Genomic DNA, 22,544 nt, shown 5'->3' with positions numbered 1-22,544 from the left:
CCAAAAAAGAGTAGCAAATGAAAAAATAGACGTTAATCTTACATATTCTGGGAATTTTATATCTTTATACCGGGTGTTACAAGATTTTCGCCCACTGCACTAAACATGGGAAGTGAAGTGGTGCAGTTTGGCGTAGATACAGTGCGAAATTTAACTAATCCAACAACAAGGGAAAACTATTGGGAAAGACTGAGAAAACAGAAAGAAAATGAGGCAAAGGATCAAAGTGTTATTCAGAGAGGGATAGACTATTATGACCAACATTTCAAAGAATAAAAGGAGCGAAGAGTTATCGACGGATGTAAAGATATATTATATTCTGCTGATTGCTGCTGTGGTCATTGTAATCAGTATTGTTGCGTGTGCGAGGCTGCAACCGCAAATGGAAGAAAAACGTGTGCAGGAAATAGTAGAAAAAGAAGCGTTGGCACTTGAAGAGATAAGCGGAAAAATGCAGGCAGGCGGTCTTGCCTATTGCACTGTAGAATCCAGAGAAAGAGATGGGAATAAGTTAAAAGACGATTTGCTGCAAATCCAGTATAATTGGAAATATTATATTTTTTGGAATCGGGCAGGGGAAAAAGGAAAAAAATGTGCGGAAGAAATTCTTCCTGAGGTGGAGCGTCTATACAAAACTTACGGAATTACACAAATTTCCCCGGGGAATGAAATACAAAGTTTTACGTTAGGGAAAAGACCGGTTTTACACACAGAAATATTTTATCTTCCGGGGGAGTTGATTCACTCTACATTAAACAGAAAGAGCTTGGTGTATTATGGGCTCGGAGATGCACGTAAGATAACGGATAATTGGTATTGGGCGGAATATCCTGCATGATTGCTTCGACAGCCTCCCAATAAAAACAGGCGAAGCGCAGGAGAAATGACGAATGATCCCGGCGGCGGAGAAAACCGGGCGGAATGGATGAGTTGAGGGAGTATTTGCGGGAGCATCCGGATGTGACATTGCCGAATGGGATGGACGTGCAGGCATTCCAAAATATCTGGACAAGCAAATGACTCAGGCACAAAGTGAGGATACAGGACAACAAGACGATATTCTGCCGGTATATGAACGACAGGAAGTCGATGATCTAAGAAAGCAACTGGACGAAAATAGACCAATGACGATTAGTGAATTAGACGGCACACCGGAAATGCGGGATGGGGCAGCCCCCTACAGGAACGGGAAGGCTATGGGGAAGCAAATGATAAGCTCAAATTTTGGACTTCCCTCATATCTGATCCGTGGGGATTTGTGGAATGGGGAGTGGATAAAATGCAAGAAGCAATGCTGCCGCCTGAATATAAAGGAAGAGAGGGTTATGGGAGTCGGAAATGAAAAGGAAAATATACGCGATTTTGATTGCGGTATTGATTGTATCTGCAAGTATGGGTTGCGGCGTTGAGAAAGCGCCGCAAAATCCTGATAAGAACGCATCTTCGAAAATTGCTGTAGGTCCGTCTATCATAACGGCTGTAACAGGTGAAGGAAAAATCCTGACCGCGGGATTTAGCCGCGGGGCCGGCATGGATAAATATAAAACAGACGGGTGGAAGGATATTCGCCAAATTACAGCAGGCGGTACGCATACGGCAGGCCTCAGAAAAGATGGGACGGTAGTGGCTGCAGGAGATAACCGTTACGGGCAATGCGATGTCGGCAATTGGAAGGACGTGCAGCAGATTGCGGCAGGCTTTGCGGAAACGACTGCGTTGTTTAACGATGGAACGTTAGGAACGACCAATCCGGAACGCAAAAAGGAACTGGAAACGGCCCGTGATGTTGTTGCTATTTCATGTGATCCGGTTATGGAAAGTATTGCCGCCCTGAAACGGGACGGAACAGTTGAAGTCTTTACACAAGATGATGAAATGGCCCGGGAAGTCAAAAGCTGGAAGGACATAAAACAAATCAGTGCCGGATTAAATTACATTGCTGCATTAACCAATGAAGGCACCGTATTGATTGCCGGGGGAACAGAAGCCGGGAAACGTGCGGGAGAGGGAAATGTCGGGCATTGGACGGAGATCGCTTATGTCGCGGCGGGAGAATACCGGACATGGGGAATTAAAACGGATGGGACGGTGCTTTCGACGGATTTTTATGATCCGGATAAAATCTTGGGAAATCTTCCGGATTTTGCTGAAACAAAAGAATGGACGGATATTGTAACGCTGGAGCCTTCCGCGGATTTAGTGGTGGGATTAAAGAAAGACGGAACAATTGTTCTGGCCGGAAACATCAGCGACTCGGAGCGCAAGGCCGAATTATGGAAGGATATTAAAGACTGGACATACTAAAACGAACCGGAGAATTCCGGATCAATGCTTGATAAAATAACCTTACCAGTCTGAAAACCATGCCGTGGCCTGCTGTAAAAGAGGAAACCGCAGCATAAAAGATAAACACAAAAAAGCGGGCAGCCCATCGCACAGGCTGCCCGCTTTTTTATATGGAACCGGTCAATCTCTGGCAGGCCTCAACCGATTGCTTCGTTGATCTGGTAGGATGCGCTGGTGAACGTTTTTCCCTCAGCCGTCATGCTTTCGGGAAGGGCGAACGTAAGCGTAACCGTCCTGCCGGGCGCGATTGTGTTTTCTGACGAGGTCATCTGTGCGCAAATTATTCCGGAATCATCCGAGAACAATACCGTCGCGCTGATTTTCTGGCACACAAGCGTCGAAGAATTCGTAATTGTCAGCCGATATTCCGTACCGGTGCTGTTTTCCGCCATCGTCAGGTCTTGTGAAATATCCGTATATTGGTTGGCGTTCATCGACACAGATACGCTTGCCGTAACGGCAGGAGGAAGCTCGCCGCTCCCTTTCTCAACTGGAATAATAATCTGGCCGCCCGGCACAAACTGGTAAAAGTCATACGGCTTCTCCCCCTCCGGGTAGTTCACATGCACCGTAACCAAAGGAATCGTAACGTCGTTTCCGTTCTGTACCTGGACAATCATGTTGTTTCCGCTGATCATCGTAGTCTTGCAGCTGATACGGTCCACATATTTCTGAAGCGCGTTATTCACTTCCTGCTCGTCATAGACGGAATTTCCGTCCTCCTCTTTCACGGCGTCCTTGGGAACGATGCCGTCTTCCACCAGCTCTTGCACCTGCTGCTGGTCGAGGGTGGGGGCGGCTTCCTCGGAAGGCTCCTTCGCCGGGGCGGCGGCAGCTTCCTCGGATTGATCCGCGGATTCAGCCTCGCCTTCAGCCTCGCCGGCCGCGGCTTCGGCGGGTTCCGGGGTTCCCACAATTTCCAGCTTTCCCATGCTGGGAACAGCGCAGGCCGTAACGCCGAGGGCCGTAACGAGCAGGACGGCCGTCAGCACAACAAATTTTTTCATAAGGGCTCCTATATTGTCTTAAGCGTCGAAATCATACAGCTTCTCCGCTGTTGGTACTCTTTGTAATGCAATTATAACAGATACAGAAAATTTGTGTTACAATAGGGAGTGGATTTTACAAATTATTCACGAATTCGGCTCAGTAAAGCCTTCCGGCCCCTATGCCGGACAGAAAGGAAAAGTCATAAATGGTGTATAATACGGTGATCTTTGATCTGGACGGCACGCTGCTCGATACGCTCATGGACCTTAAGGACAGCCTGAATTATGTACTCGTAAAAAATGGATTTCCTGCGCGTACCGCACGGGAGGTAAGGAGCTTCCTTGGAAATGGGGTAAAGGTCCTGCTTACATCCTCATTGCCGGAAGGGACGGCCGCGGCGGATATGGAACGGTGCCTGCGCGAGTTCAAAGAACGGTATGCGCAGCATTTACAGGACAAAACCCGGCCGTATGACGGCGTACTGCCTTTGCTGAAAGCCCTGGCCGATATGGGGGTGCGCACAGCCATCGTATCGAATAAATTTGACCGGGCGGTGAAGATGCTGGGCAGGGAATATTTTGACGGCCTTGTGGAAAGCGCGGTGGGTGAAAGTGAAACGGTGCGCAGGAAACCGTCGCCGGACGGCGTGCTAACGGCAATCGGGGAGCTTTCCGGAAAACCGGAAACCACGCTTTATGTGGGAGATTCCGAGGTGGATGTGATGACCGCAAAAAACGCGGGAGTCGCTTGCGTGGGGGTCACATGGGGCTTTCGCGACAGGGAGGTCCTTGAAGAGGCGGGGGCCGACTATATGATCGACCGCCCGGAGGAATTGCTCGCCATCGTAAAGGGAACTGAGTAAGAGGTATGGTTTTCCCTGAAATTGTAAGACGTGTGGAACGGCTGCCGCAAAAAGGCAGCTTTTTTTGCTATAAAGTGAAAATATATTTTCATATTGACATTTTATTTCTAAAACGGTATCATGGAAATGAGAGAAGAAAGACCACGGGAAAAGAGCGGAAAACCATGAACGGCGAACTGATACAGCTCCGGCAAAATGAAATTTACGAATATATCAAAGGCCGCAACCTGACCACCATACAGGATATCAGCGAGGCGCTCCACATGTCCCAATCCACGGTGCGGCGCGACCTTAAAAAGCTGGAAGAGGAGCAGAAGGTGGTTTCCTTCCACGGCGGCGTTTCCGCGCAAATCGGCGACGAGCCCTTTACGGAGCGCAAGGTGCGCCATGCCCGGGAAAAAGAGGCGGTCGGGCGGCGCGCGGCGCGGCTTGTGGAATCCGGCGATATGATTTACATCGGGGGAGGCTCTTCCACCTTTGCCTTCGCCTCGGCGCTTTCACACCGGTCAAACCTTGAAAATGTAACGGTGGTAACTGCGGCGATGAACATTGCAAACTGTTTTATGGGAAATCCGGGTTTCCAGGTAATCGTGCCCGGGGGAATCGTAAAAACGTTCGACGAAAGCATGACATCGCAAATGACGCTCGACGGCCTTTCCGCTTTCAATTTCAAAAAAGCGTTCTTAGGGGTGCAGGGCCTTACGGTCGGGCGCGGCTATACGCTGCCCACCATAGAGCTCGCGGAACTTAAAAAAGCGGTGCTTTCCCACACGGAGCGGGTAATTTTGCTGTGCGACTACACAAAGCTTGGCAAGGTTGGGTCGTATAACATTTGCCCGGTTTCACGGATCGATACGGTTGTAACGGACCGCCGGGGCAGGGGCGCAGACGCGCAGGAAGAACTCAGCCGTGCGGGTGTGGAATTTATTTTCGCGTGAAAAGGAGCAATATCCTTTCAAAATATGATTTTAAGGAGAAACAGGAACATGAATGCAAAAGAAGCGGCGCACCTGATCGACATCAGCGCGGTGAGGACGCACCATACGATGGCGGATATTGAAGAAATCGTGGGCTACGCAAAGGAATTTAAGTTCATCAACGTGCATGTGCTTCCGAACTGGATGAAGCAGCTTTCGGAAATGCTGAAGGACGTGGACGGGGTGTACGCGGGCGGCCCGGTGGGTTTTCCGTCGGGGGCGCATAAAACACAGACGAAAATCCTCGAGGCGGCGGGGCTGATCGAGGACGGCATCGAGGAAATGGACATCGTGATGAACGTAGGGCGTTTTAAGAATCGGGAATACGATTACGTCCTGAACGAACTCAAGCAGATCATCGCGCTGGCGCGGAACGCGGGACGGCCGATCCTCACAAAGGTGCTGATCGAGCTGAATTGTTTAACGGAAGAGGAAGCGGACAAGGCGTGCGAGATCGTTGTGGAGAGCGGAGCGGACTTCCTCAAGACAGGCACGGGCTGGGTACCGGGAGACGCGAACATCGAACGAATCCGCAGGATCAAGAAGAAGCTGGCGGGAACGGGAGTGAAGGTGAAGGCGGCGGGGGGCATCCGCACGCGCGCGGAATTCGACGAGCTGCTGGCGATGGGAGTGGAGCGTTTCGGCATCAACACACAGTCCGCAATCGAGATTGTAAAATCATTTGAATAAACCTGCTTTGGCGCCGGACGGGAAAAAAGCGCAAAAGCTGGGGCTTTGGCACGGGACGCGGACGCGGGTGCCTTCCCTGTGGAAGTAAGGGACGCAGGGCGGCGGAAACGCGCGGATAAAACCCGGAGGGACGAAACGGTTCCGGGATTGTTCCGTGCCGGGGCGCAAACAGGTTTGCCGGAATATAAACGGAAGTATCATGGGGAATGGCCGGACCGCAGCAAGGCCATTTTCGCTTTGGACGGAGGAATAATGCTTAAATACGATCATATCATGTTCGACATGGACGGGACGTTCGTTGATTCAAGGAATTTCCACGGGCTTGCGTTCCAGCGGTATTTTAAACAATGCGGAAAAGATGTGGATATGGAAGCGGTAAAAGACGCGCTGGGGGTAACGATACTGGATATTTTCCACAGGATTGGCATCACAGGCGCGGAAGAGGAAAAAGCTTTCGACCACCTGGCGGAATTCTACCTGACGGATGCGGACGACCTGATCCTGGAAATCCCTTTCGGGGACCGGGCCAAAGAAACCTTTTCCGCACTGCACGAAAAGGGTTACCGGATGAGCGTGGTGACAAATTCTTTCACCGAGCTGACGGAGAAAATCCTGGAGCTGCATGGGATCGGCTATTGTTTTGCGGAGGTAGCGGGCGCGGACAGGCATTCGCTCGATAAGGAACAGCGGTGCCGGAGCCTGCTTGAAAAGTATGGGGTGGACGCTGGACGCGCGCTTTATGTGGGGGATGCGGAACGGGATATCGAGATTGCGAACACAATCGGCTGCGATTCCTGTTTTGCGGATGTGCCTATTGGCTGGGCGAAGGACAAGCGGCGTGTTTATGAGGAATTGAAGCCCACTTTTACCGTACAGGCTTTGGACGGACTGATGGATTTTCTATGATAAAACAAAACCGCGCCGCAATTGCGGCGCGGTTTTTTACAATGGCTGGAATCAGAATTTAGGAATCATGATTTTTTCGCCGCCCCTGATGCACGATTCGTGGCCGCAAATACCTGCCGCCGTAATATTGGCAGACATCTTTGCGTTCAGGAGGGGCTGCCGTTCTTCAACAATCGACGCGATGAACTCCTGCACAAGGTGCGGGTGCGAACCGCCGTGGCCGGAACCCTGGATGAAGGAAACGTTTTCCTTGTTGAGGATCACTTCCCGTTTGGTAAAGGGTTTCAGCTCATCAATCAACAAATCGTCCGTGTCGGGCGCATGGAACCTGCGGGCGGATTCGCCGCCTTCGAAGAGGACGGAACCTTCCTCTGCAATCTGGTCCCATTCATAAGACATCTTGGTGCCGTATACGTCAAAACTCTCGCGGTACTGGCGGACCGTTTCATACAGGGAACGCGTCGCTTCCGCAACAACGTCCGTATCCTTCAGCCGGAACGTCAGCGTCTCGCAGGCAAACGGGGAACCGTAGCGCTTTGCGAGGTCTTCGGAGATATGTCCCGATCCGTGGCCGATAACGGATTCAGCCTGCGTCTGGTTAATCATCAAAAGCGGGGAAATCGCGTGTGTGCCATACCAGAAGGGCGGGAAGCCAAGCCAGTACTCCGGCCATCCGGTAAGCCCCATATCCTGCATATGGCTGCCGCGTACAAGCTGGATACGCCCAAGCTGTCCGCTTTCCGCAAGATGCTTTACATACAGGTATTCGCGCGTATAGACGGCGGTTTCCATCATCATATACACTTTTCCGCTCTTTTCCTGGGCGTCGCACAGGTCTTTGAGTTCGTCCACCGTGGTTGCCATGGGAACCGTGCATGCGGTATGCTTGCCGGCCTTAAGGGACGCAAGCGACTGCTTGTAGTGGTCGAGGATGGGCGTGATGATGTGGATTGCGTCGATTTCTTTGGAGGCGCATACATCGTCAAAACTCGTGAACTGCATGGATTCTTCGATCCCCAGCTCTTTCCCGGTCTGGCGCAGCGCTTCCGGGTTGCGCTGGCAGATCGCAACCTTTCCGACATTCGGGTGTTTCTGGTAAAGCTTGACAAATTCCTTGCCAAAGTTCATTCCGATTACAGCAACATTAACTTTTTTCATAAAATTTCACCCCTATTGGAAAAAATTAACTTCATTCTAGCACCAGTCTCCCCCAAAGGCAATAGACTATCAAAATAAAAAAAGGAGGGAAAAATTTTTATGTAAAAAATGGAAATTTAAGATTGACAACAAAAATGCAGTATGATATCCTTTGTTTAAACGATTAAGAGGTTTTTTGCTTTGACACCCAGCAAGACGAACTAAATGATTTGACAGGAAAGACAGTTTAGTTTAAAGGAGAGGTTTTTTGCTGCAAACCGGGGAAAACGCCGGTGAATTTACAGGCGTTGTTAAAAGGATGAGGAAAAAATCGACCAGCGTGTGCACGGGCACACAATAGAAAGAGCAAAGAAATTTTCATGGCGCATGGGCCTTGTGTATGCCAAAGAAATCAGGAGGTATGGGCCGGGCATAGGGAGAGAAGGAATTCCGGGAAACCAAATGGAAAAAGAAACGATGCCGGAATTCAAAATCCATTTGTGACAAATCCATCTTTGAGAAAAGACAAGATTGTCATAGCCGCTTAGACTTTTAATGGTAAACTATAATATAACTAATTTTTACGCGGAACATGGAATTGAATACCGGAATCCTAAGCACTGGAATGATATGGCGGCGTTGCGGCCGGTTTTGTAGACTGACGGAGCATAAGGCTACAGCATTGGACAAGAAGGAAAACACAGGGGCGGGAGATTGCGAAAAGCCTGCCGCGGACTGACATAACCGGATGCTTTTGCCGCGCTGTAATTTTTTGTACAAAAATGCAATGTGGTGCGGGATTGAACGAAATGCAGAAAACAATAGTTGTATCGATGCGAAAAAAAACTATAATGATATATATGACTAAAAAGGCTTGATTTAAACGAAAATTTTGTATGGAGGTGAGGAAATGGCAGAAGAAATTTTGAAGCTGTCAAACATTTCTAAGACTTTCCCTGGTGTGAAAGCCTTGAACGGTATTCAGTTCAGCCTGAATGCCGGTGAAGTGCATTGTATCTGCGGCGAAAACGGCGCAGGCAAATCGACGCTGATCAAAATTATTTCCGGCGCATACCAGCCGGATGTGGACGGAGCCATTTATTTTGAAGGAAAACAGGTGAAACTGGACCCCTTTTCAGCGATGAATCTTGGTATCCAGACAATTTACCAGGAACACAACGTGTTCGAGACACTCAGCATCACCGAGAACATCTTTGCCGGAATGGAGATCACAAAGGGCGGGGTCATGCAGAAGCAGGAGATGGAGCAGAAAACGCGCGACGTCCTCGAATACCTGCACAGCGACCTGAAACCGGATCAGATTGTGGGAGAGCTTTCCTCCGGCGAACAGAAAATTGTAGAGATTGCAAAGGCTCTGGTGTTTGACCGCAAGGTTATTATCCTCGACGAGCCGACGGCGTCCTTCTCCGCGTCAGAGATCGACAACCTGCTCGAGATCGTGCACAAGGTAAAGGCGCGCGGCATGGGCATCGTTTATATTTCCCACCATTTGGATGAGGTGTTCCGTATTGCGGATAAAATCACGGTGCTCCGCGACGGGCAGTATATTAAAACGATCGGCGTAGACGAAACGGACGAGCCGCACCTGATCCGCGATATGGTCGGCCGCGACGCTTCCGCGTTTTACAGCCGCGAATTTTATCCCAAGGGCGAGACGGTCCTCGAGGTCAGGAACCTCACCGGCAACGGCGTAAAGAATGTGTCGTTCAAGGTGAACCGCGGGGAAATCGTTGGATTTGCGGGCATGGTCGGCTCCGGGCGGAGCGAGCTGATGACGCTGCTTTTCGGCGGCGCGGAAAAGCTGACCGGCGAGGTCAGGGTGCTTGGCAAAAAGGTCCATTACAGAAACCCCAGCGACGCGATCAAAAATAAGATGTGCTATATTACGGAAGACCGCCAGCATACGGGCCTGTTCCTGATCCACACCATCGCCCGTAATACGCTGATTGCCAATATGGTGAATACGAAGGGGTCTTTTATAAATCCGAAACAGGAAATGGAAGTAGGAAACGATTTTGTTAAAAAGCTGGGCACGAAAGCGAAAGACGCATCCGTCCTGGCAGGCAACCTGTCGGGCGGAAACCAGCAGAAGGTCGTCCTTGCAAAGTGGTTTAATACGGATGGGGAGATTTTCATTTTTGACGAGCCGACCCGCGGAATCGACGTTGGCGCGAAGCAGGAAATTTACCAGATCATGATGGACCTTTTAAAACAGGGCAAGGCAATTATCATGGTTTCCTCGGATATGCCGGAGGTTGTTTCCATGAGCGATCGCGTCATGGTCATGAAAAACGGGGAGTTGGTCGGGGAGCTTAACCGCGACGAGGTTTCCGAAGAAAATATTCTTGAGTATTCAATAGGGGGTAAGAAAATATGAAGCAGGAGCCTGCCGTTTCCGGCAAGAAATCATCCATATTCAGAAGAAGCGATCTGGCGATGGTGCTTACCATACTGATCGGCTTCGTAGCAGTCATGTTTGTAATCGAACTGGCCGGCGGACAATTTAAATTTTTCACGGCAAACAACTGGCTCAATATTTTGATGCAGAATGCAGTTGTCGGCATCATGGCGATGGGCATGACGGTCGTTATGATCGCTGGCGGCATCGACCTTTCGGTCGGTTATCTCGCGTCCCTCGGCGGCATCTTTATCGCCAAGGGTGTGGTAGACTGGGGCATCCCGATCGTCCCGGCTGTCATCCTCGGGATTTTGATCTGCGTTGGCCTCGAGGCAATGCTCGGCGCAATCATCGCCCGGCTGGAGGTGGAACCGTTCATCATCACACTCGGCGGCAGTATTGCCTTCCGCGGAATCGCTCTTTTGATGTGCCAGTCTCGTGAGGTTGTCATGAGCGGCCAGCTCGAAGGCTTTAAAACCAACCTGATCGAGGGCGCCAAAGCGCCGGACGGCCTTAGCATGACGTTGCCAATCTATGTAGTAATCTTTATTGTGATTGCGGTCATTGTATGGTGGGTGCTGAAATATACCAAATACGGCCGCAGGATTTATGCGGTTGGCGCAAACCCGAGCGCGGCATATTTGGCGGGTATCAATGTTAAAAACATTAAGCTATCATCTTATATCATCAACGGCCTGCTGGTGGGCCTCGCCTCCGTGCTTCTGCTTTCCCGCGTAGGCACGGCTATTATTACCAACGGTGAACGTATGGAAATCGACGTAATCGCCGCGGTCGTTATCGGCGGGGTGGCGATGTCAGGCGGCAAGGGCAACGCCATGGGGACGTTCCTCGGCGTCATCCTTCTCGGGGCGATTACCAACGGCATGACGGTGCTCAAGCTCCAGTCCGAATGGCAGTTCGTCGCCAAGGGCGCGATCATCATCGCGGCGGTTGCGGCCGGCGCGATTTCATCGAGGATTGCGGCGCGCGGTGAAATCCGCCAGCAGAAGCAGGAAGCGCTGGCAGAACAGGCTGCTACTGCGGAAGACAAATAATCCCAAAGGGATATTAACAGGAGACCCTGTTGATATAAAGGTGTGTGTATGAATTACATTATCCCTGTAATTTGTGTAAGTGAGCACACATGGAACTAAAATTATAGGAGGAAAAAAAGTATGAAAAAAATGATTGCTATTGTTGTATGCATAGCAATGTCGGTCGCACTGTTTGCAGCTTGCGCACCGGCAACTGAGACTCCGTCTGCGGAAGCTTCAACGGAAGCGTCCGTGGAAGCATCGACGGAAGCGTCCACAGAAGCGTCCGCAGAAGCGTCCGAACCGGCTGCTTCCGGCGAAAAAAAGACGATTGGTTACTACAAGGATGCGGCTGACGACTATTACAAAGCCGGTTACGAAGTATTCATGGAATGCCTGAAGGCAGACCCGGCGACGGCGGACTGGGAAGTAATCGACAAGGTTGGCCAGGGTACGTCCCAGGAACAGCTGGCTGCTGTTGAAGACTTCATCACGGCGGGCGTTGACGCGATCGTTGTGGTTCAGAACTCCCCGGAAATTACGGCAGAGTGCATCACGAAGGCAAATGACGCGGGTATCCCGTACTTTGCCCTCACGCATGCCCCGACGGTTCCGGCCGGCGGTGAGCTCGCTGGTTTCATCGGTTATGACTTCGTTAAGACGGGCGTTATGGCTGGCGAAGACGCCCTTAACTACAACAATGGCGAAGGCGTGAAGAAACTGGTTATGGTAGAAGGCAAACTCGGACAGGGCACGGCTTCCGCACAGTCCCTCGGTTTCCTGCAGGCTTATGAAGCGGCGGGCAAGGACATCGGCGGCACGGCAAATGACGTTGCTGTAAACAAAACCGAAGGCGGCGCGGACCTGCAGATCGTTCAGTGGTCCTCCGGCGACTGGATGGCAGACCCGGCCAAGAAGGTTGTTGCCGACGTAATCACGGCTCTGGGCGCAGACGGATTCGACGGAATGTATGTACAGAACGACGAAATGATGGACGGCGCGATCCAGGCTCTCGAAGAAGCTGGCCTCAACCCGGCTGATTACTGGCTTGGTTCCTCCAACGGCAAAGAAAAGTCCTGGAAATGGGCTGAAGAAGGCCGCGTAACGATGGACGTGAACCAGACGCCCGCGCTCGAAGGCGACGCCCTTTACCAGATGCTGAAAGCATACTTCAACGGCGAGGAATACAGAAAGTATGTTTCCCCGTATCTGACCCCTTACAACTCCTCCAATGTTACGGAGCTGACGCTTGTGCCTTATGACGCGACTGCTTATATGACGCTGAGACCCGACATCGTTACGGACATCAATGATCCGAAGTTTGAAGATGCGGAAGCGCTCATCACGTTTAACTAAGGAAAAGAATCTATTAGTTAGAAAGTATAACGAATTGATTCACTTACAAAAGGGATAAAACAGGGCCCTTAGAGCGTTATGCTCTAAGGGCCTTTTTTTACAGGGAGATGGTTTCCGCGACAAATTCATCTTGCGGAAAAGACAAATGTGTCATGGTTATTTCATTTTCCGGCGTTACACTATAAAGTAAGGAAGGATCGGCTCGTTTTCCGGGGCGTTTCGCTGCCCGCGGCCCGGAAAAAACTTTCCGCATTTCGCTAAAAAAACGGGCACAATTAAAACGATCTTGTTATAATAGAAGCAGAAACACAATCCAAAAAAACAGGTTCCAACTTGAATTTTTCAAGCTGACGATAAAAAGACTAAAAACGAAGGGAGTAATAGTGATGGCAAGACCAGTTACATTAATGACGGCACAGTGGGGCGACATGGATTTTGAAACCCTGTGCAAGACGGCAAAGGAAATGGGATATGACGGGCTCGAAATCATGTGCTGCTCGCACATTGATCCCAAACGCGCGGCGGAGGACATGGACTATTGCAATGAACTCAAAGGCACGATGGAGAAATATGGCCTGAAAACATGGGCGCTTGCGGCGCACATCGTCGGACAATGCGTGGGCGACAAATGGGACCCGCGTCTCGACAATTTCGCGCCGTCGGAGCTGGCGGGCAAGCCCGAAGAGATTCGCAAGTGGGCGATCGAGACAATGATGTATGTTCCTAAGGCGGCAAAGAACATGGGTGTTGACGTTGTAACGGGCTTTATGGGTTCGCCGATCTGGGCGTATTGGTATTCCTTCCCGCAGACGACGGAAGAAATGATCGACGCGGGCTATCAGGAAATCGTGGACCTGTGGACTCCCATTTTTGACGAGTTCGACAAAAACGGCGTTCTGTTCGCGCTGGAGGTGCACCCGACGGAAATCGCATTCGATTATTATACGGCGGAGCGCCTTCTTGACGAATTCGATTACAGGGAAACGCTGGGCTTCAACTTTGACCCGTCCCACCTGCTGTGGCAGGGCGTGAACCCGACAATTTTCCTGCGCGATTTCATCGACAGGGTATATCATGTGCACATGAAAGACGCGGCGGTAACGCTCGACGGACGCGCGGGCATCCTCGGCTCTTTCATTACCTTTGGCGACACGGCGCGCGGCTGGAACTTCCGTTCCCTCGGCCACGGCGACGTGAACTTTGAAGAAATTATCCGTGAGCTGAACCAGTACGGTTATGAAGGACCGCTTTCCGTAGAATGGGAAGACAGCGGCATGGAGCGCATTTATGGCGCGACGGAAGCGTGCGATTTTGTACGCGACGTTGACTTCAAGCCGTCCGACGTAGCATTCGACAAAGCAATCGCAAACGACTGAGGAACCTGAAATTTCATTTGCAGGGCGCGTGGGGACGGTCGGGCCGTTCCCGCGGCGCGCTGATGCTTTGCGGCGGTTTAACATAACACAGGTTATGCGAAACGTTTGATAAACCGCTTGCATATGCAATTTATACCAAAAGGTTGCAACCAATCTTTTGACAAATTGTTATAAGGAGGATTGAATCATGGAACGTAAATTGAGATATGGTATGATCGGCGGCGGCCCCGGTGCGTTTATCGGCGGCGTACACCGTGCGGCGGTTCGCCTGAACGACGAGGCGGAGCTGGTGGCAGGCTGCTTTTCCTATATTGAAGAGGAGCGCCAGCAGGCAGGGCGCGAGCTCTGCATCGATCCGGACCGCAACTATACGACATTTGAAGAAATGGCGGAAGCGGAAGGAAAACGCGAGGATAAAATCGACTGGGTTGATATCGTAACCCCCAACCGGTTCCATTATCCGGCGGCGAAGCTGTTCCTGGAACAGGGAATCAGCGTTGTATGTGAAAAACCGCTGTGCTTCACGGTAGAAGAAGGCGAAGACCTGAAAAAAACCGCCAAGGAGCATGGCTGCCTGTTTTGCGTGACCTACACCTATACGGGCCACGTCATGGCGCGGCAGGCGCGCGCAATGGTCCGGAAGGGGCAGATCGGCGATATCCGCATGGTGATGGCGGAATATCCGCAGGACTGGCTGCTCGACTCGCTGGAGACGATCACGGAGGACAATAAGCCGTGGCGCGCGGACCCGAAGCTTTCCGGACGCGGCGCATGCGTTGCGGACCTCGGAACGCACATTGAAAACTGGGTCAATTATGTAACGGGCCTTAAAATCGATAAGCTGTGCTGCAACCTTGACGTATTCGGCAAGGGCGGCGTCCTCGACAATAACGTTGAGGTTATGGTAAAATACCGGGGCGGCGCGACGGGGATGTATTGGACGTCGCAGGTTGCAATCGGGTTTGACAATGCCCTGAAAATCCGTATTTTCGGCGAAAAGGGCACTCTTGAATTCGTACAGGAAGAAAACAACTACCTGCGCGTTTCCATGCGTCACGAGCCGCCGAAGATTTACAGCCGGGGCTGCGGATACCTCGAGGAGGAAGCGTCAAAATATGTGCGCGTTCCCTGCGGACATCCGGAGGGCCTCACGGAAGCGTTCGCCAATATTTATAAAGATTTTTGCGCGGCGCTGCGCGATAAACTCGACGGAAAACAGGTGGACGAAGCGGCCTATGGCTATCCGACCATCGATATGGGCATCGAGGGCGTGGAGTTCTCGAACAAGTGCGTAGACAGCTCCGAAGCCGGCTGCGCATGGGTGACAATGGAAAAATAACAAAGACATCATAATGCCAGCGTGCGGCGGACCCGGCCGAAGGATTCGGGAAAAGGGGAGCGCGGCTCCCGCACCGGCGCACGTTGGCGCGCTAAGAAGCAGGAGGACAATAATATGAAATTTGGTATGGTATCACTCGCCTGGCAGTCGCCGTTCAGCGATGCGCTCGGGCAGTTCAAACTGGCAAAAAAATACGGCTGCGACATCTATGAGATCGTACCCGAGGACTGGTCTACGATCGACGCAGACGCAATCAACGCCGCAAAAGCGGAAACGGGTATCGAAACGCCTACAATCACGGGCGCGTTCGGCGACACGCGGGATATGTCTTCGGATAACCCGGAGTACCGCAAGGGCGGCGTCCAGTATATCAAGGATATGGTGGATTTCGCGGTTAAGATTGACGCAAAGGTTGTTGCAGGCCCGCTGTATTCCGCGGTTGGCAAGGCGCGCCAGATCACGGAAGACCAAAAGAAACAGGCCTGGGACTGGGCGACGGAAAACCTGAAGGATTGCGCGCAGTATGCGCAGGACAAAGGCGTTAAGCTTGCGATTGAGCCGCTGAACCGTTTTGAGACGGACTTCATTAATACGGTAGAGCAGGGCCTCGACCTCATCGGCCGCGTTGGCTATGATAATCTTGGGTTCCTGCTCGACACCTTCCATATGAATGTGGAGGAATCCAACATTCCCGCTGCGATTCGCGCCGCAAAAGGAAAAATCTTTGATTTCCACACCTGCGCGAACAACCGTGGAACACCGGGTGAAGATAACTTCAACTGGGAAGCGATTGCCGCGGCAATCAAGGACGCGGGCTATGATGATTATTGCCTGATCGAGTCCTTCACGCCGGACTGCAAGGAGATCGCAAAAGCGGCGTCCGTATGGCGTCCGTTTGCGGAATCCCCCGAAGCGATTGCGGAAAACGGAATTCCGTTCCTGAAAAAAGTATTTAAATAAGACCGGGAAATCCGCACACGCCGCATGCAGCGTGTGCGGATTTTTTTTGCGGAAAAGGGCGGCAGGAAGCGCGGTACGTACGGGCCGCAGGTTCCGTAAAACTTTTAAAATATGCTTTCCGCGCGTATCCCCGGCGGGAAAAGTCCAGCCGCCGATAAAATGGATAATTATGATTTTCCGGCACATTTTTTCGGCGGGATTCCCATGCCCGGCGCGCACGATATTGCAAAAAGTCGGGACTATGTTTCGCGCCCGGCGCAAGCGCCGCAATCCGCCCCGAAACGTATAAAATGATTGACAAAATTGAAAGTGATGTGGTATAGTCTAATTAAACGATTAAGAAGGCTTTGACTCTAACAATTTTCAGTCAGTGCGCCGGAAAACAGGCCGGTGCGCAAGCGTTCGTATAATAGAGGAACCCAGACGATGGTAAGAATGAAAGATGTTGCGGAACATGCAGGTGTCTCTGTCGCAACGGTATCCAACGTAATTACGGGGAAAAATTTTGTCAGCCCCACAGTAAAAAAAAAGTAGAAAAATCGATTAACGAACTCGGTTATAAGGTTAATTTGCTCGCGCGCGGGCTTAAGGTAAAGCAAACGCATACCATTGGCGTCGTGCTCCCCGATATCACGAAGATATTTTTTCCGAATGTCCTCAAGGGAATTGAGACGGCGGCAAAGAAAGCGGGTTACCGGGTGAATTTCCTGTCGAGCAATTTTGATTTTGTGACGGAGCAGGAAAGCGTAGAATACCTGAAAGCAAGCTATGTGGACGGGATTATCATAGATTCCTGCTGCAAGGCGGAGTACCTGGCGCAATGGGCCGGGGAACTGGCGGAGGAAAACAGCGGGGAACGTTTCCCGGTGGTGTCTATGGAGCAGATCATGGATTCGTCCAAGATTTCATCGGTGCTGGTGGATTATGAGAAGCTCAGCAAAGCGGCCGCTTCCCACCTGATTGAGCAGGGAAAGAGGAACATCCTCTATATTAAGGTCGGGAAAGAGCTTGTACATGGGCAGGAGCGCTACCAGGGCTATCTGGACGCCTTAAAAGAAAATGAGATTCCGTTCCGCAGCGAGTTTGTGCTTGAAGCGGATTTTTCGGCCCTCTCGGCGTATGATGCGACGAAAGCGGCCCTGAAAAGAAACCTGCGCTTCGACGCCATCCAGACACTGAACGACCAGATGGCCATCGGCGCCCTCAAGGCGCTGAAAGAAGCGGGAATCGCGGTTCCCGGTCAGGTGGCGATCGCAGGCTGTGACAATATTTTTGCGAGCACGCTAGTAAGCCCGCAGATCACGACGATTGACCTCCCGAAATACGAGCTTGGCTATACGGCGTTTGAAGAGCTGAAACGGCTGATGGATGGGGAAGGAAAGGCGGCTCCGCGGGCGATTATCCTCGAAGCCAAACTGGTTGTGCGCCAGTCCACTGTTGCGGACCAGCCCGGCGACTGGAACCTTTCCATGTGGTGATGTTTTTAATTTTATTTCATATAGAGCACAGGCCATGTACATAAAAAGAGGATAGAGCGGCAAGGGAAAAATGTGTGTTTCTTTATAAGGGTTGCTTAATCGATTAAATGGACGGCCGCAAAAGCTTTCCGCGACGTGGGAAGCGGCAGGGTAAGGATGCGCGCCAACTGGAAATTGAGGCTTCGTTTACAGCGGGGCCATGATCTATATTTCAAATAAAATCCAAAAAGAGAGGTGGACAATATGAAAAAAGTATCGATTGGAAGCTGGGCATATGTATTTGGGGCGTTTGCGGACGATCCGGTTTTGCTCCCGCAACTGTGCGACAAACTGAACGAACTCGGATTTGACGGAATCAGCATGGGCGGATTCAAGCCGCATGCAAATCCTGAATTATATGATACGCCCGAAAAAAGGGAAGAGCTGAAACAGCTTCTCAAAAAATACAATCTCGAGGTTGCGGACTTTGCCTGCGACCTGTGGAGCCTCGACTCCTTAAAGCAGCCCGAGGAATGGATTGCGCTGTTTGAGAAAAACGCCGAATTTGCGTCGCAGATGGGCTTTAAAACCATCCGTGTGGATTCGGGCACGCCGCCGATTCTTCCGGAGGGGATGACGTATCAGCAGGCGCGTGCAAAAATTGTGGACAACTTTAAGCGCATCGCGAAGATTGCGCAGGGTTATGGCCTTGAGGTGGTCTGGGAATTTGAGCCCGGCTTCATGATTAACGAGCCGAAGTATATCCTGGAAACGTATGAAGCAGTAAACGAGCCGAACTTCAGCGTTTTGTTCGACACCTGCCACGGGTATATGTCCGCGGTAATGGGCGCGCGGCATATCGAGCCGAATAAGCTCGACGGCGGCCTTGTGGAATTTGCAGAGATGCTGAAAGGAAAAATCGGCCTTGTCCATGTGATCGATTCGGATGGCACGCTCAATGTGGCGGAAACAAGCACGCACGCGCCGTTCGGCCTCGGCAAAATCGATTTTGACGAAATCATCCCCGCGCTGCTCGATAAGGCGGATTACAAGGGCGACTGGTGGGCGATCGACCTGTGCGAATGGCCGGATGCGTGGAACGTAACGGCGGACTGCAAGGCGTTCGTGGACAAATTCAACAAAAAATACTGCGGCTGAAGGGTGGACAACATGGAAACAAAGGAAATCAGGAATATTTTGGAGCGCGGGGAGGGCATACTTTCCCTCGCTCCCACGTGGGTGCCCCGGCCGTTCAACCGCCCGGGCAAGCGAATTCGCCTGCATCCGGATGATTATTACGCGATGGGGTTAAAGCGCGGAGCAATCGTGGAACGCTGGTTCTCATCCATCACAAAGGTGGAAACGGAAGGCGCGGAAGAATTCGAGGGAATGAGCTTTGTCAACGTGGACGGGAATGCGGACCACCTTGTGCTGTTCAAGGAATTTGTCGAAGCGCTGGGCGCGGAACTGATCGGTGAAAAGCTGATCCGGGACTACGGCACATGGCCGATGTATTCCAAATTTTACGATTACAACGAGCCGCTGTTCCACCATGTACACCACCGCGAGGAAGCGTGCAAAAAGGTGGGGGTCAACCCCAAGCACGAGCATTATTTCTTCCCCAAGCAATATAACAACCACCTGGGCATCCGCCCGGTGACGTATTTTGGGTTCGATCCGTCGGTCACGAAGGAACAGGTAAAGGAACGCCTGGCGAAGTTTGAGACGGCGGACGGGCGCATCCTCGAGCTGTCCCGTGCGTTCCGTATGGAGCTTGGCACCGGTTGGTTCACGCCCGCGGGCGTGGTGCACGCGCCCGGTTCCCTGTGCACCTACGAGCCGCAGTGGAACAGCGACGTCATGGCAATGTGGGAAAACATCGTGGAAGGCGAAGTGTTTGATTACCAGAGCCTGTGCGGCTATGTGCCCGCGGGCAGCGAGCGCGACCTCGACGCGATCATGGACGCGGCGGATTGGGAGCTCAACACGATCACAAATTACCGCGAGAAGTTCTTCCGTCCCCCGGTCACGGACGAAACCGGCGAGGGCTATAAGCAGGATTGGATTTGCTACGGCAACGATTTTGTCGCGGCAAAGGAGCTGACGGTCGAGCCGGGCGCCCAGGTTCTGATTAAGGACGCGGCGGCCTACGGCTGCCTTGCGGTGCAGGGCCGCGGCCAGTTCGGGAAATTCGTTGTGGAATCCCCCACGCTTATCCGCTACGGCCAGCTGACAGCGGACGAATTCTTTGTTTCAAACGCGCGTGCGCGGGAAGGCGTGCTCGTGAAAAACACCTCGCCTGTGGAGCCGCTCGTAATTTTAAAGCACTTTGGCCCCGACTGCGGGATGCCGCAGGTATGAAATATCCAATTTGACCGGGGCCGCAGGGCGGCGGGCAAATGGTGATCGTTCAGTGGTTTTTTTGCGAAAGGAAAAAGTTTAGCAGGCGCGCCGCGGGGCGCGCCGCAAGCCAGAAAGGAAAAGCTTATGAAGGGAAAAATGAAAGTTCAGAATTTTTATGAACCCATGGTCATGAAGCTGGAGGAGCACGATATTCCCCAGATTGCCGACAACGAGGTTCTGGTTAAGGTAAAGGCCGTGGGCATCTGCGGCTCGGACATTTCCTATTATTACGGACACAGCCCGCTTGATACGCCGAATGGAAAGGGCCCGATGTACCTCGGGCACGAAGCGTCCGGCGTGGTTGCGGAAGTGGGAAGCATCCCGAAAAAGCTCGGGCTTTTCAACGAGGGAGACCGCGTGGCCTTAAACCCGGTGCAGCAGTGCAACGCCTGCCCGGCATGCATGCGCGGCGAATTTAACACGTGCAGCCATGTGGAGACCATCGGCGTTTCCGTGAACGGCTGCTTCGCGGAATATGTAAAAGTAAAATATACGCACGTATATAAGATACCGGACGAGGTCAGCTTTGAAGACGCGGCGCTTGCGGAACCGCTTGCGTGCGCGACGCACGCAGTCCAGCGCCTTAATGTACAGCTCGGGCAGACGGTTGTCGTTTACGGCACGGGCGGCATTGGCCTGATGCAGGCGCAGCTTGCGAAAGCCGCGGGCGCCGGCAAGGTGATCGTGGTCGCGAGGAAAGACTACGGCCTTAAAAAAGCCCTCGAGTGCGGGGCGACCCATGTAATCAACAATACGGACGCGAATTCCCAGTATTATGCGGCGGACGTAGCCGCGCGCGTTGCCGAAATCAACAACGGCGAAGCCGCGCCGCGCGCCATCGTCGCGACCAGCAATATGGATGCGCTGCAGGACGCCCTCAAGGTTACGGGGCCCTGCTCGACCATCGTATACTTTGGCCTCCCGGGCCCGGACGATAAGCTGCAGGTGCCGGTCCTCGACGCGATCCAGTCCGAGCGTACGCTGAAATTCGCGTGGCTCGCGCCCCTCGTGTGGGACAATGTGTTTGCGGTCATCGCCTCCGGCCAGGTAGACCTTTCCCCCATCATCACCAACCGCTTCTCGCTTGAGGATGCGGAAAAGGGGATTGTGTTCATGAAGGAATCCAAGGAGGACAAGATCAAGGGCGTCCTCGTGATGGACTGAGAAGGAAGGGAACAGGTAATAAGGAATAAAGAAGGAGTCCTTCGGACACAAATAAAACGCCGGTGAAGCCGGTATCCTCACTTATTACCTGTTGTCTAATTATTATTTAAAAAAACAGGAGTACACGAATGGCTATTGATACGAAAGAAACGATGCTGCTTGCGCGGCGGCATGAAACGGTAATCCCGGCGTTCAACGTCCCGCACCTCCCGATGCTGAAACCGATCGTGCAGGCAATTGTGGATGAAAATTCGGTCGCCATGGTAGAGGTGGCGCGCGTGGAGTGGGAAAAATTCTGCGCGCAGAGCCTTGAAGCAGTGGCGGAGGAATACAGGAAATACGCGGACGGAAAGCACACCATGCTGCACCTTGACCACGTCCCGGTGGTGGACGAGGATTATAAGGAAGTGGATTACCTTCCGATCATTGACCGCGCGATCAAGGCGGGCTTTGGCTCGGTGATGGTGGACGCGTCCCGCCTGTCCTTTGAGGAAAACGCCGCCGCAACCAAAAAGGTAGCGGATAAGGCGCATGCGGCAGGCATTCCCTGCGAGGCGGAGCTTGGCGCGGTAATGGGGCACGAAAGCGGGCAAATGATGCCCTATGAAGAAATCTTTGCGACCAAAACGGGCTTCACAGACCTTGCGGAAGCAAAACAGTTTGTGGAAAAGAGCGGATGCGACTGGCTTTCCGTCGCGGTTGGCAATATCCACGGCGCGATTGCGGACGCCACGCGCGACCAGAAGAAGCCCACGGCGCGCCTTGACGTAGACCATATCGCGGCGCTCCATCAGGCGACGGGTATTCCGCTTGTGCTGCACGGCGGCTCGGGAATCGACCCGGAATACATCCGCGCGGGCATTAAAGCGGGCATCACGAAGATCAACGTAGGCACGGAAGTACGTCAGGCATATGAAGCGGCAATGAAGGCAAGCGGGGACGATATCGAAGCGGGCCGCAAAGCGGTTTATGAAGCGGTACGCGCACTTTTGAGCGACACGCTGCGCATCAGCGGCACGCGCGCCCTTTTGTTTGGGGAATAAGGAAGCCGCGCTGCAATTTTAAAATCCAGGCGCACAAAAGAGAGCCGGCTCGCCGGTTCTCTTTTATGCCATTTGTGAAGCAAGG

General features: G+C 52.3%; 22 protein-coding genes. 19 read left to right on the top strand and 3 right to left on the bottom strand.

Translation table 11 applies throughout. From position 1 onward, the window contains the following. Positions 1-105 precede the first annotated feature (105 nt). Together BBD38_RS14810 and BBD38_RS05530 are read left to right on the top strand one after the other, a co-directional pair. Positions 106-276, top strand: coding sequence for a hypothetical protein (locus BBD38_RS14810; RefSeq protein ID WP_207644635.1), 171 nt, complete (start codon positions 106-108; stop codon positions 274-276). Next, positions 254-838 (top strand): hypothetical protein, encoded by a 585-nt coding sequence (locus tag BBD38_RS05530; RefSeq protein ID WP_066685610.1) that lies wholly within the window; start codon positions 254-256, stop codon positions 836-838. The genes BBD38_RS14810 and BBD38_RS05530 overlap by 23 nt, the downstream gene beginning before the upstream one ends. Positions 839-1,235: 397 nt before the next feature. Here BBD38_RS05530 and BBD38_RS14805 read toward each other — a convergent pair whose 3' ends face one another. Continuing rightward, a complete protein-coding gene (locus BBD38_RS14805; RefSeq protein WP_207644634.1) occupies positions 1,236-1,472 on the bottom strand; it encodes a hypothetical protein in 237 nt (78 codons plus the stop codon). Positions 1,473-1,530: 58 nt separating this feature from the next. On the opposite strand from BBD38_RS14805, the gene BBD38_RS05520 reads away from it, so the two are divergent. After that, complete coding sequence (locus BBD38_RS05520; RefSeq protein WP_066685605.1) at positions 1,531-2,304, top strand: RCC1 domain-containing protein; 774 nt, start codon at positions 1,531-1,533, stop codon at positions 2,302-2,304. Positions 2,305-2,483: 179 nt separating this feature from the next. Here the strand turns inward: BBD38_RS05520 and BBD38_RS05515 are convergent, their stop codons facing one another. Continuing rightward, the gene (locus tag BBD38_RS05515) at positions 2,484-3,353 is read right to left on the bottom strand and encodes a hypothetical protein (RefSeq protein ID WP_066685603.1); all 870 of its coding nucleotides are present in this window, start codon (positions 3,351-3,353) and stop codon (positions 2,484-2,486) included. Between the two features lie 188 nt (positions 3,354-3,541). Here BBD38_RS05515 and BBD38_RS05510 point away from each other — a divergent pair, with 188 nt between their 5' ends. The 4 genes from BBD38_RS05510 (at position 3,542) to BBD38_RS05495 (ending at position 6,771) form a co-directional block, all read left to right on the top strand. Further along, positions 3,542-4,198, top strand: a complete 657-nt coding sequence (locus BBD38_RS05510) for an HAD family hydrolase (RefSeq protein ID WP_066685602.1) — start codon at positions 3,542-3,544, stop codon at positions 4,196-4,198. Positions 4,199-4,272: 74 nt separating this feature from the next. Continuing rightward, entirely contained in the window at positions 4,273-5,136 is an 864-nt protein-coding gene (locus tag BBD38_RS05505) for a DeoR/GlpR family DNA-binding transcription regulator (RefSeq protein ID WP_172807771.1), read from the top strand. A 48-nt stretch (positions 5,137-5,184) separates the two neighbouring features. Next, the gene (gene deoC / locus BBD38_RS05500; protein WP_172807770.1) at positions 5,185-5,865 is read left to right on the top strand and encodes a deoxyribose-phosphate aldolase; all 681 of its coding nucleotides are present in this window, start codon (positions 5,185-5,187) and stop codon (positions 5,863-5,865) included. A 78-nt stretch (positions 5,866-5,943) separates the two neighbouring features. Then, positions 5,944-6,771 carry an HAD family hydrolase gene (locus BBD38_RS05495; RefSeq protein ID WP_172807769.1) on the top strand — a complete coding sequence of 276 codons (828 nt, stop codon included), beginning with the start codon at positions 5,944-5,946 and terminating at the stop codon, positions 6,769-6,771. Positions 6,772-6,822: 51 nt separating this feature from the next. Here the strand turns inward: BBD38_RS05495 and BBD38_RS05490 are convergent, their stop codons facing one another. Further along, positions 6,823-7,929 carry a Gfo/Idh/MocA family protein gene (locus tag BBD38_RS05490; protein WP_066685596.1) on the bottom strand — a complete coding sequence of 369 codons (1,107 nt, stop codon included), beginning with the start codon at positions 7,927-7,929 and terminating at the stop codon, positions 6,823-6,825. A gap of 889 nt (positions 7,930-8,818) precedes the next feature. Between BBD38_RS05490 and BBD38_RS05485 the strand changes: the two genes are divergently transcribed. The 12 genes from BBD38_RS05485 (at position 8,819) to BBD38_RS05430 (ending at position 22,459) form a co-directional block, all read left to right on the top strand. Further along, positions 8,819-10,306 carry a sugar ABC transporter ATP-binding protein gene (locus tag BBD38_RS05485; protein WP_066685595.1) on the top strand — a complete coding sequence of 496 codons (1,488 nt, stop codon included), beginning with the start codon at positions 8,819-8,821 and terminating at the stop codon, positions 10,304-10,306. Continuing rightward, positions 10,303-11,382: an ABC transporter permease gene (locus tag BBD38_RS05480; RefSeq protein ID WP_066685593.1), complete on the top strand. Its 1,080-nt coding sequence runs from the start codon at positions 10,303-10,305 to the stop codon at positions 11,380-11,382. Before BBD38_RS05485 ends, BBD38_RS05480 begins: the two co-directional genes overlap by 4 nt. Positions 11,383-11,502: 120 nt before the next feature. After that, complete coding sequence (locus BBD38_RS05475; RefSeq protein ID WP_066685590.1) at positions 11,503-12,717, top strand: substrate-binding domain-containing protein; 1,215 nt, start codon at positions 11,503-11,505, stop codon at positions 12,715-12,717. Positions 12,718-13,103: 386 nt separating this feature from the next. Continuing rightward, entirely contained in the window at positions 13,104-14,093 is a 990-nt protein-coding gene (locus BBD38_RS05470) for a sugar phosphate isomerase/epimerase family protein (RefSeq protein ID WP_066685588.1), read from the top strand. Positions 14,094-14,280: 187 nt separating this feature from the next. Then, on the top strand, positions 14,281-15,432 hold the full coding sequence (locus BBD38_RS05465) for a Gfo/Idh/MocA family protein (RefSeq protein WP_066685586.1): 1,152 nt from the start codon (positions 14,281-14,283) through the stop codon (positions 15,430-15,432). A 114-nt stretch (positions 15,433-15,546) separates the two neighbouring features. Continuing rightward, positions 15,547-16,392 carry a sugar phosphate isomerase/epimerase family protein gene (locus BBD38_RS05460; RefSeq protein WP_066685583.1) on the top strand — a complete coding sequence of 282 codons (846 nt, stop codon included), beginning with the start codon at positions 15,547-15,549 and terminating at the stop codon, positions 16,390-16,392. A gap of 426 nt (positions 16,393-16,818) precedes the next feature. Next, complete coding sequence (locus BBD38_RS15180; RefSeq protein ID WP_082770986.1) at positions 16,819-16,926, top strand: LacI family DNA-binding transcriptional regulator; 108 nt, start codon at positions 16,819-16,821, stop codon at positions 16,924-16,926. A gap of 35 nt (positions 16,927-16,961) precedes the next feature. Further along, positions 16,962-17,870 (top strand): LacI family DNA-binding transcriptional regulator, encoded by a 909-nt coding sequence (locus BBD38_RS05450; protein ID WP_066685578.1) that lies wholly within the window; start codon positions 16,962-16,964, stop codon positions 17,868-17,870. A gap of 243 nt (positions 17,871-18,113) precedes the next feature. Then, positions 18,114-19,007 (top strand): sugar phosphate isomerase/epimerase family protein, encoded by an 894-nt coding sequence (locus BBD38_RS05445; protein WP_066685575.1) that lies wholly within the window; start codon positions 18,114-18,116, stop codon positions 19,005-19,007. 12 nt (positions 19,008-19,019) lie between these two features. Continuing rightward, entirely contained in the window at positions 19,020-20,210 is a 1,191-nt protein-coding gene (locus BBD38_RS05440; RefSeq protein ID WP_066685573.1) for a cupin domain-containing protein, read from the top strand. A gap of 138 nt (positions 20,211-20,348) precedes the next feature. Next, positions 20,349-21,416, top strand: coding sequence for a zinc-dependent alcohol dehydrogenase (locus BBD38_RS05435; protein WP_172807768.1), 1,068 nt, complete (start codon positions 20,349-20,351; stop codon positions 21,414-21,416). Positions 21,417-21,544: 128 nt separating this feature from the next. Beyond that, entirely contained in the window at positions 21,545-22,459 is a 915-nt protein-coding gene (locus BBD38_RS05430) for a class II fructose-bisphosphate aldolase (protein ID WP_066685569.1), read from the top strand. Positions 22,460-22,544 lie beyond the last annotated feature (85 nt).

Source organism: Christensenella intestinihominis, from assembly GCF_001678845.1.
GTDB lineage: Bacteria > Bacillota > Clostridia > Christensenellales > Christensenellaceae > Christensenella > Christensenella intestinihominis.
This window is presented reverse-complemented; position numbering and strand designations above follow the sequence as displayed.

Bases quoted from the DNA above. Each gene is read 5' to 3' on its own strand.
- BBD38_RS05475 (WP_066685590.1), top strand. From the start codon at position 11,503: ATGAAAAAAATGATTGCTATTGTTGTATGCATAGCAATGTCGGTCGCA.
- BBD38_RS14805 (WP_207644634.1), bottom strand. From the start codon at position 1,472: ATGATAGACGGACCTACAGCAATTTTCGAAGATGCGTTCTTATCAGGA.
- BBD38_RS05470 (WP_066685588.1), top strand. From the start codon at position 13,104: ATGGCAAGACCAGTTACATTAATGACGGCACAGTGGGGCGACATGGAT.
- BBD38_RS05480 (WP_066685593.1), top strand. From the start codon at position 10,303: ATGAAGCAGGAGCCTGCCGTTTCCGGCAAGAAATCATCCATATTCAGA.
- BBD38_RS14810 (WP_207644635.1), top strand. From the start codon at position 106: ATGGGAAGTGAAGTGGTGCAGTTTGGCGTAGATACAGTGCGAAATTTA.
- BBD38_RS15180 (WP_082770986.1), top strand. From the start codon at position 16,819: ATGGTAAGAATGAAAGATGTTGCGGAACATGCAGGTGTCTCTGTCGCA.
- BBD38_RS05490 (WP_066685596.1), bottom strand. From the start codon at position 7,929: ATGAAAAAAGTTAATGTTGCTGTAATCGGAATGAACTTTGGCAAGGAA.
- BBD38_RS05520 (WP_066685605.1), top strand. From the start codon at position 1,531: ATGGATAAATATAAAACAGACGGGTGGAAGGATATTCGCCAAATTACA.
- BBD38_RS05460 (WP_066685583.1), top strand. From the start codon at position 15,547: ATGAAATTTGGTATGGTATCACTCGCCTGGCAGTCGCCGTTCAGCGAT.
- BBD38_RS05445 (WP_066685575.1), top strand. From the start codon at position 18,114: ATGAAAAAAGTATCGATTGGAAGCTGGGCATATGTATTTGGGGCGTTT.
- BBD38_RS05435 (WP_172807768.1), top strand. From the start codon at position 20,349: ATGAAAGTTCAGAATTTTTATGAACCCATGGTCATGAAGCTGGAGGAG.
- BBD38_RS05485 (WP_066685595.1), top strand. From the start codon at position 8,819: ATGGCAGAAGAAATTTTGAAGCTGTCAAACATTTCTAAGACTTTCCCT.
- BBD38_RS05465 (WP_066685586.1), top strand. From the start codon at position 14,281: ATGGAACGTAAATTGAGATATGGTATGATCGGCGGCGGCCCCGGTGCG.
- BBD38_RS05430 (WP_066685569.1), top strand. From the start codon at position 21,545: ATGGCTATTGATACGAAAGAAACGATGCTGCTTGCGCGGCGGCATGAA.
- deoC (WP_172807770.1), top strand. From the start codon at position 5,185: ATGAATGCAAAAGAAGCGGCGCACCTGATCGACATCAGCGCGGTGAGG.
- BBD38_RS05530 (WP_066685610.1), top strand. From the start codon at position 254: ATGACCAACATTTCAAAGAATAAAAGGAGCGAAGAGTTATCGACGGAT.
- BBD38_RS05510 (WP_066685602.1), top strand. From the start codon at position 3,542: ATGGTGTATAATACGGTGATCTTTGATCTGGACGGCACGCTGCTCGAT.
- BBD38_RS05440 (WP_066685573.1), top strand. From the start codon at position 19,020: ATGGAAACAAAGGAAATCAGGAATATTTTGGAGCGCGGGGAGGGCATA.
- BBD38_RS05515 (WP_066685603.1), bottom strand. From the start codon at position 3,353: ATGAAAAAATTTGTTGTGCTGACGGCCGTCCTGCTCGTTACGGCCCTC.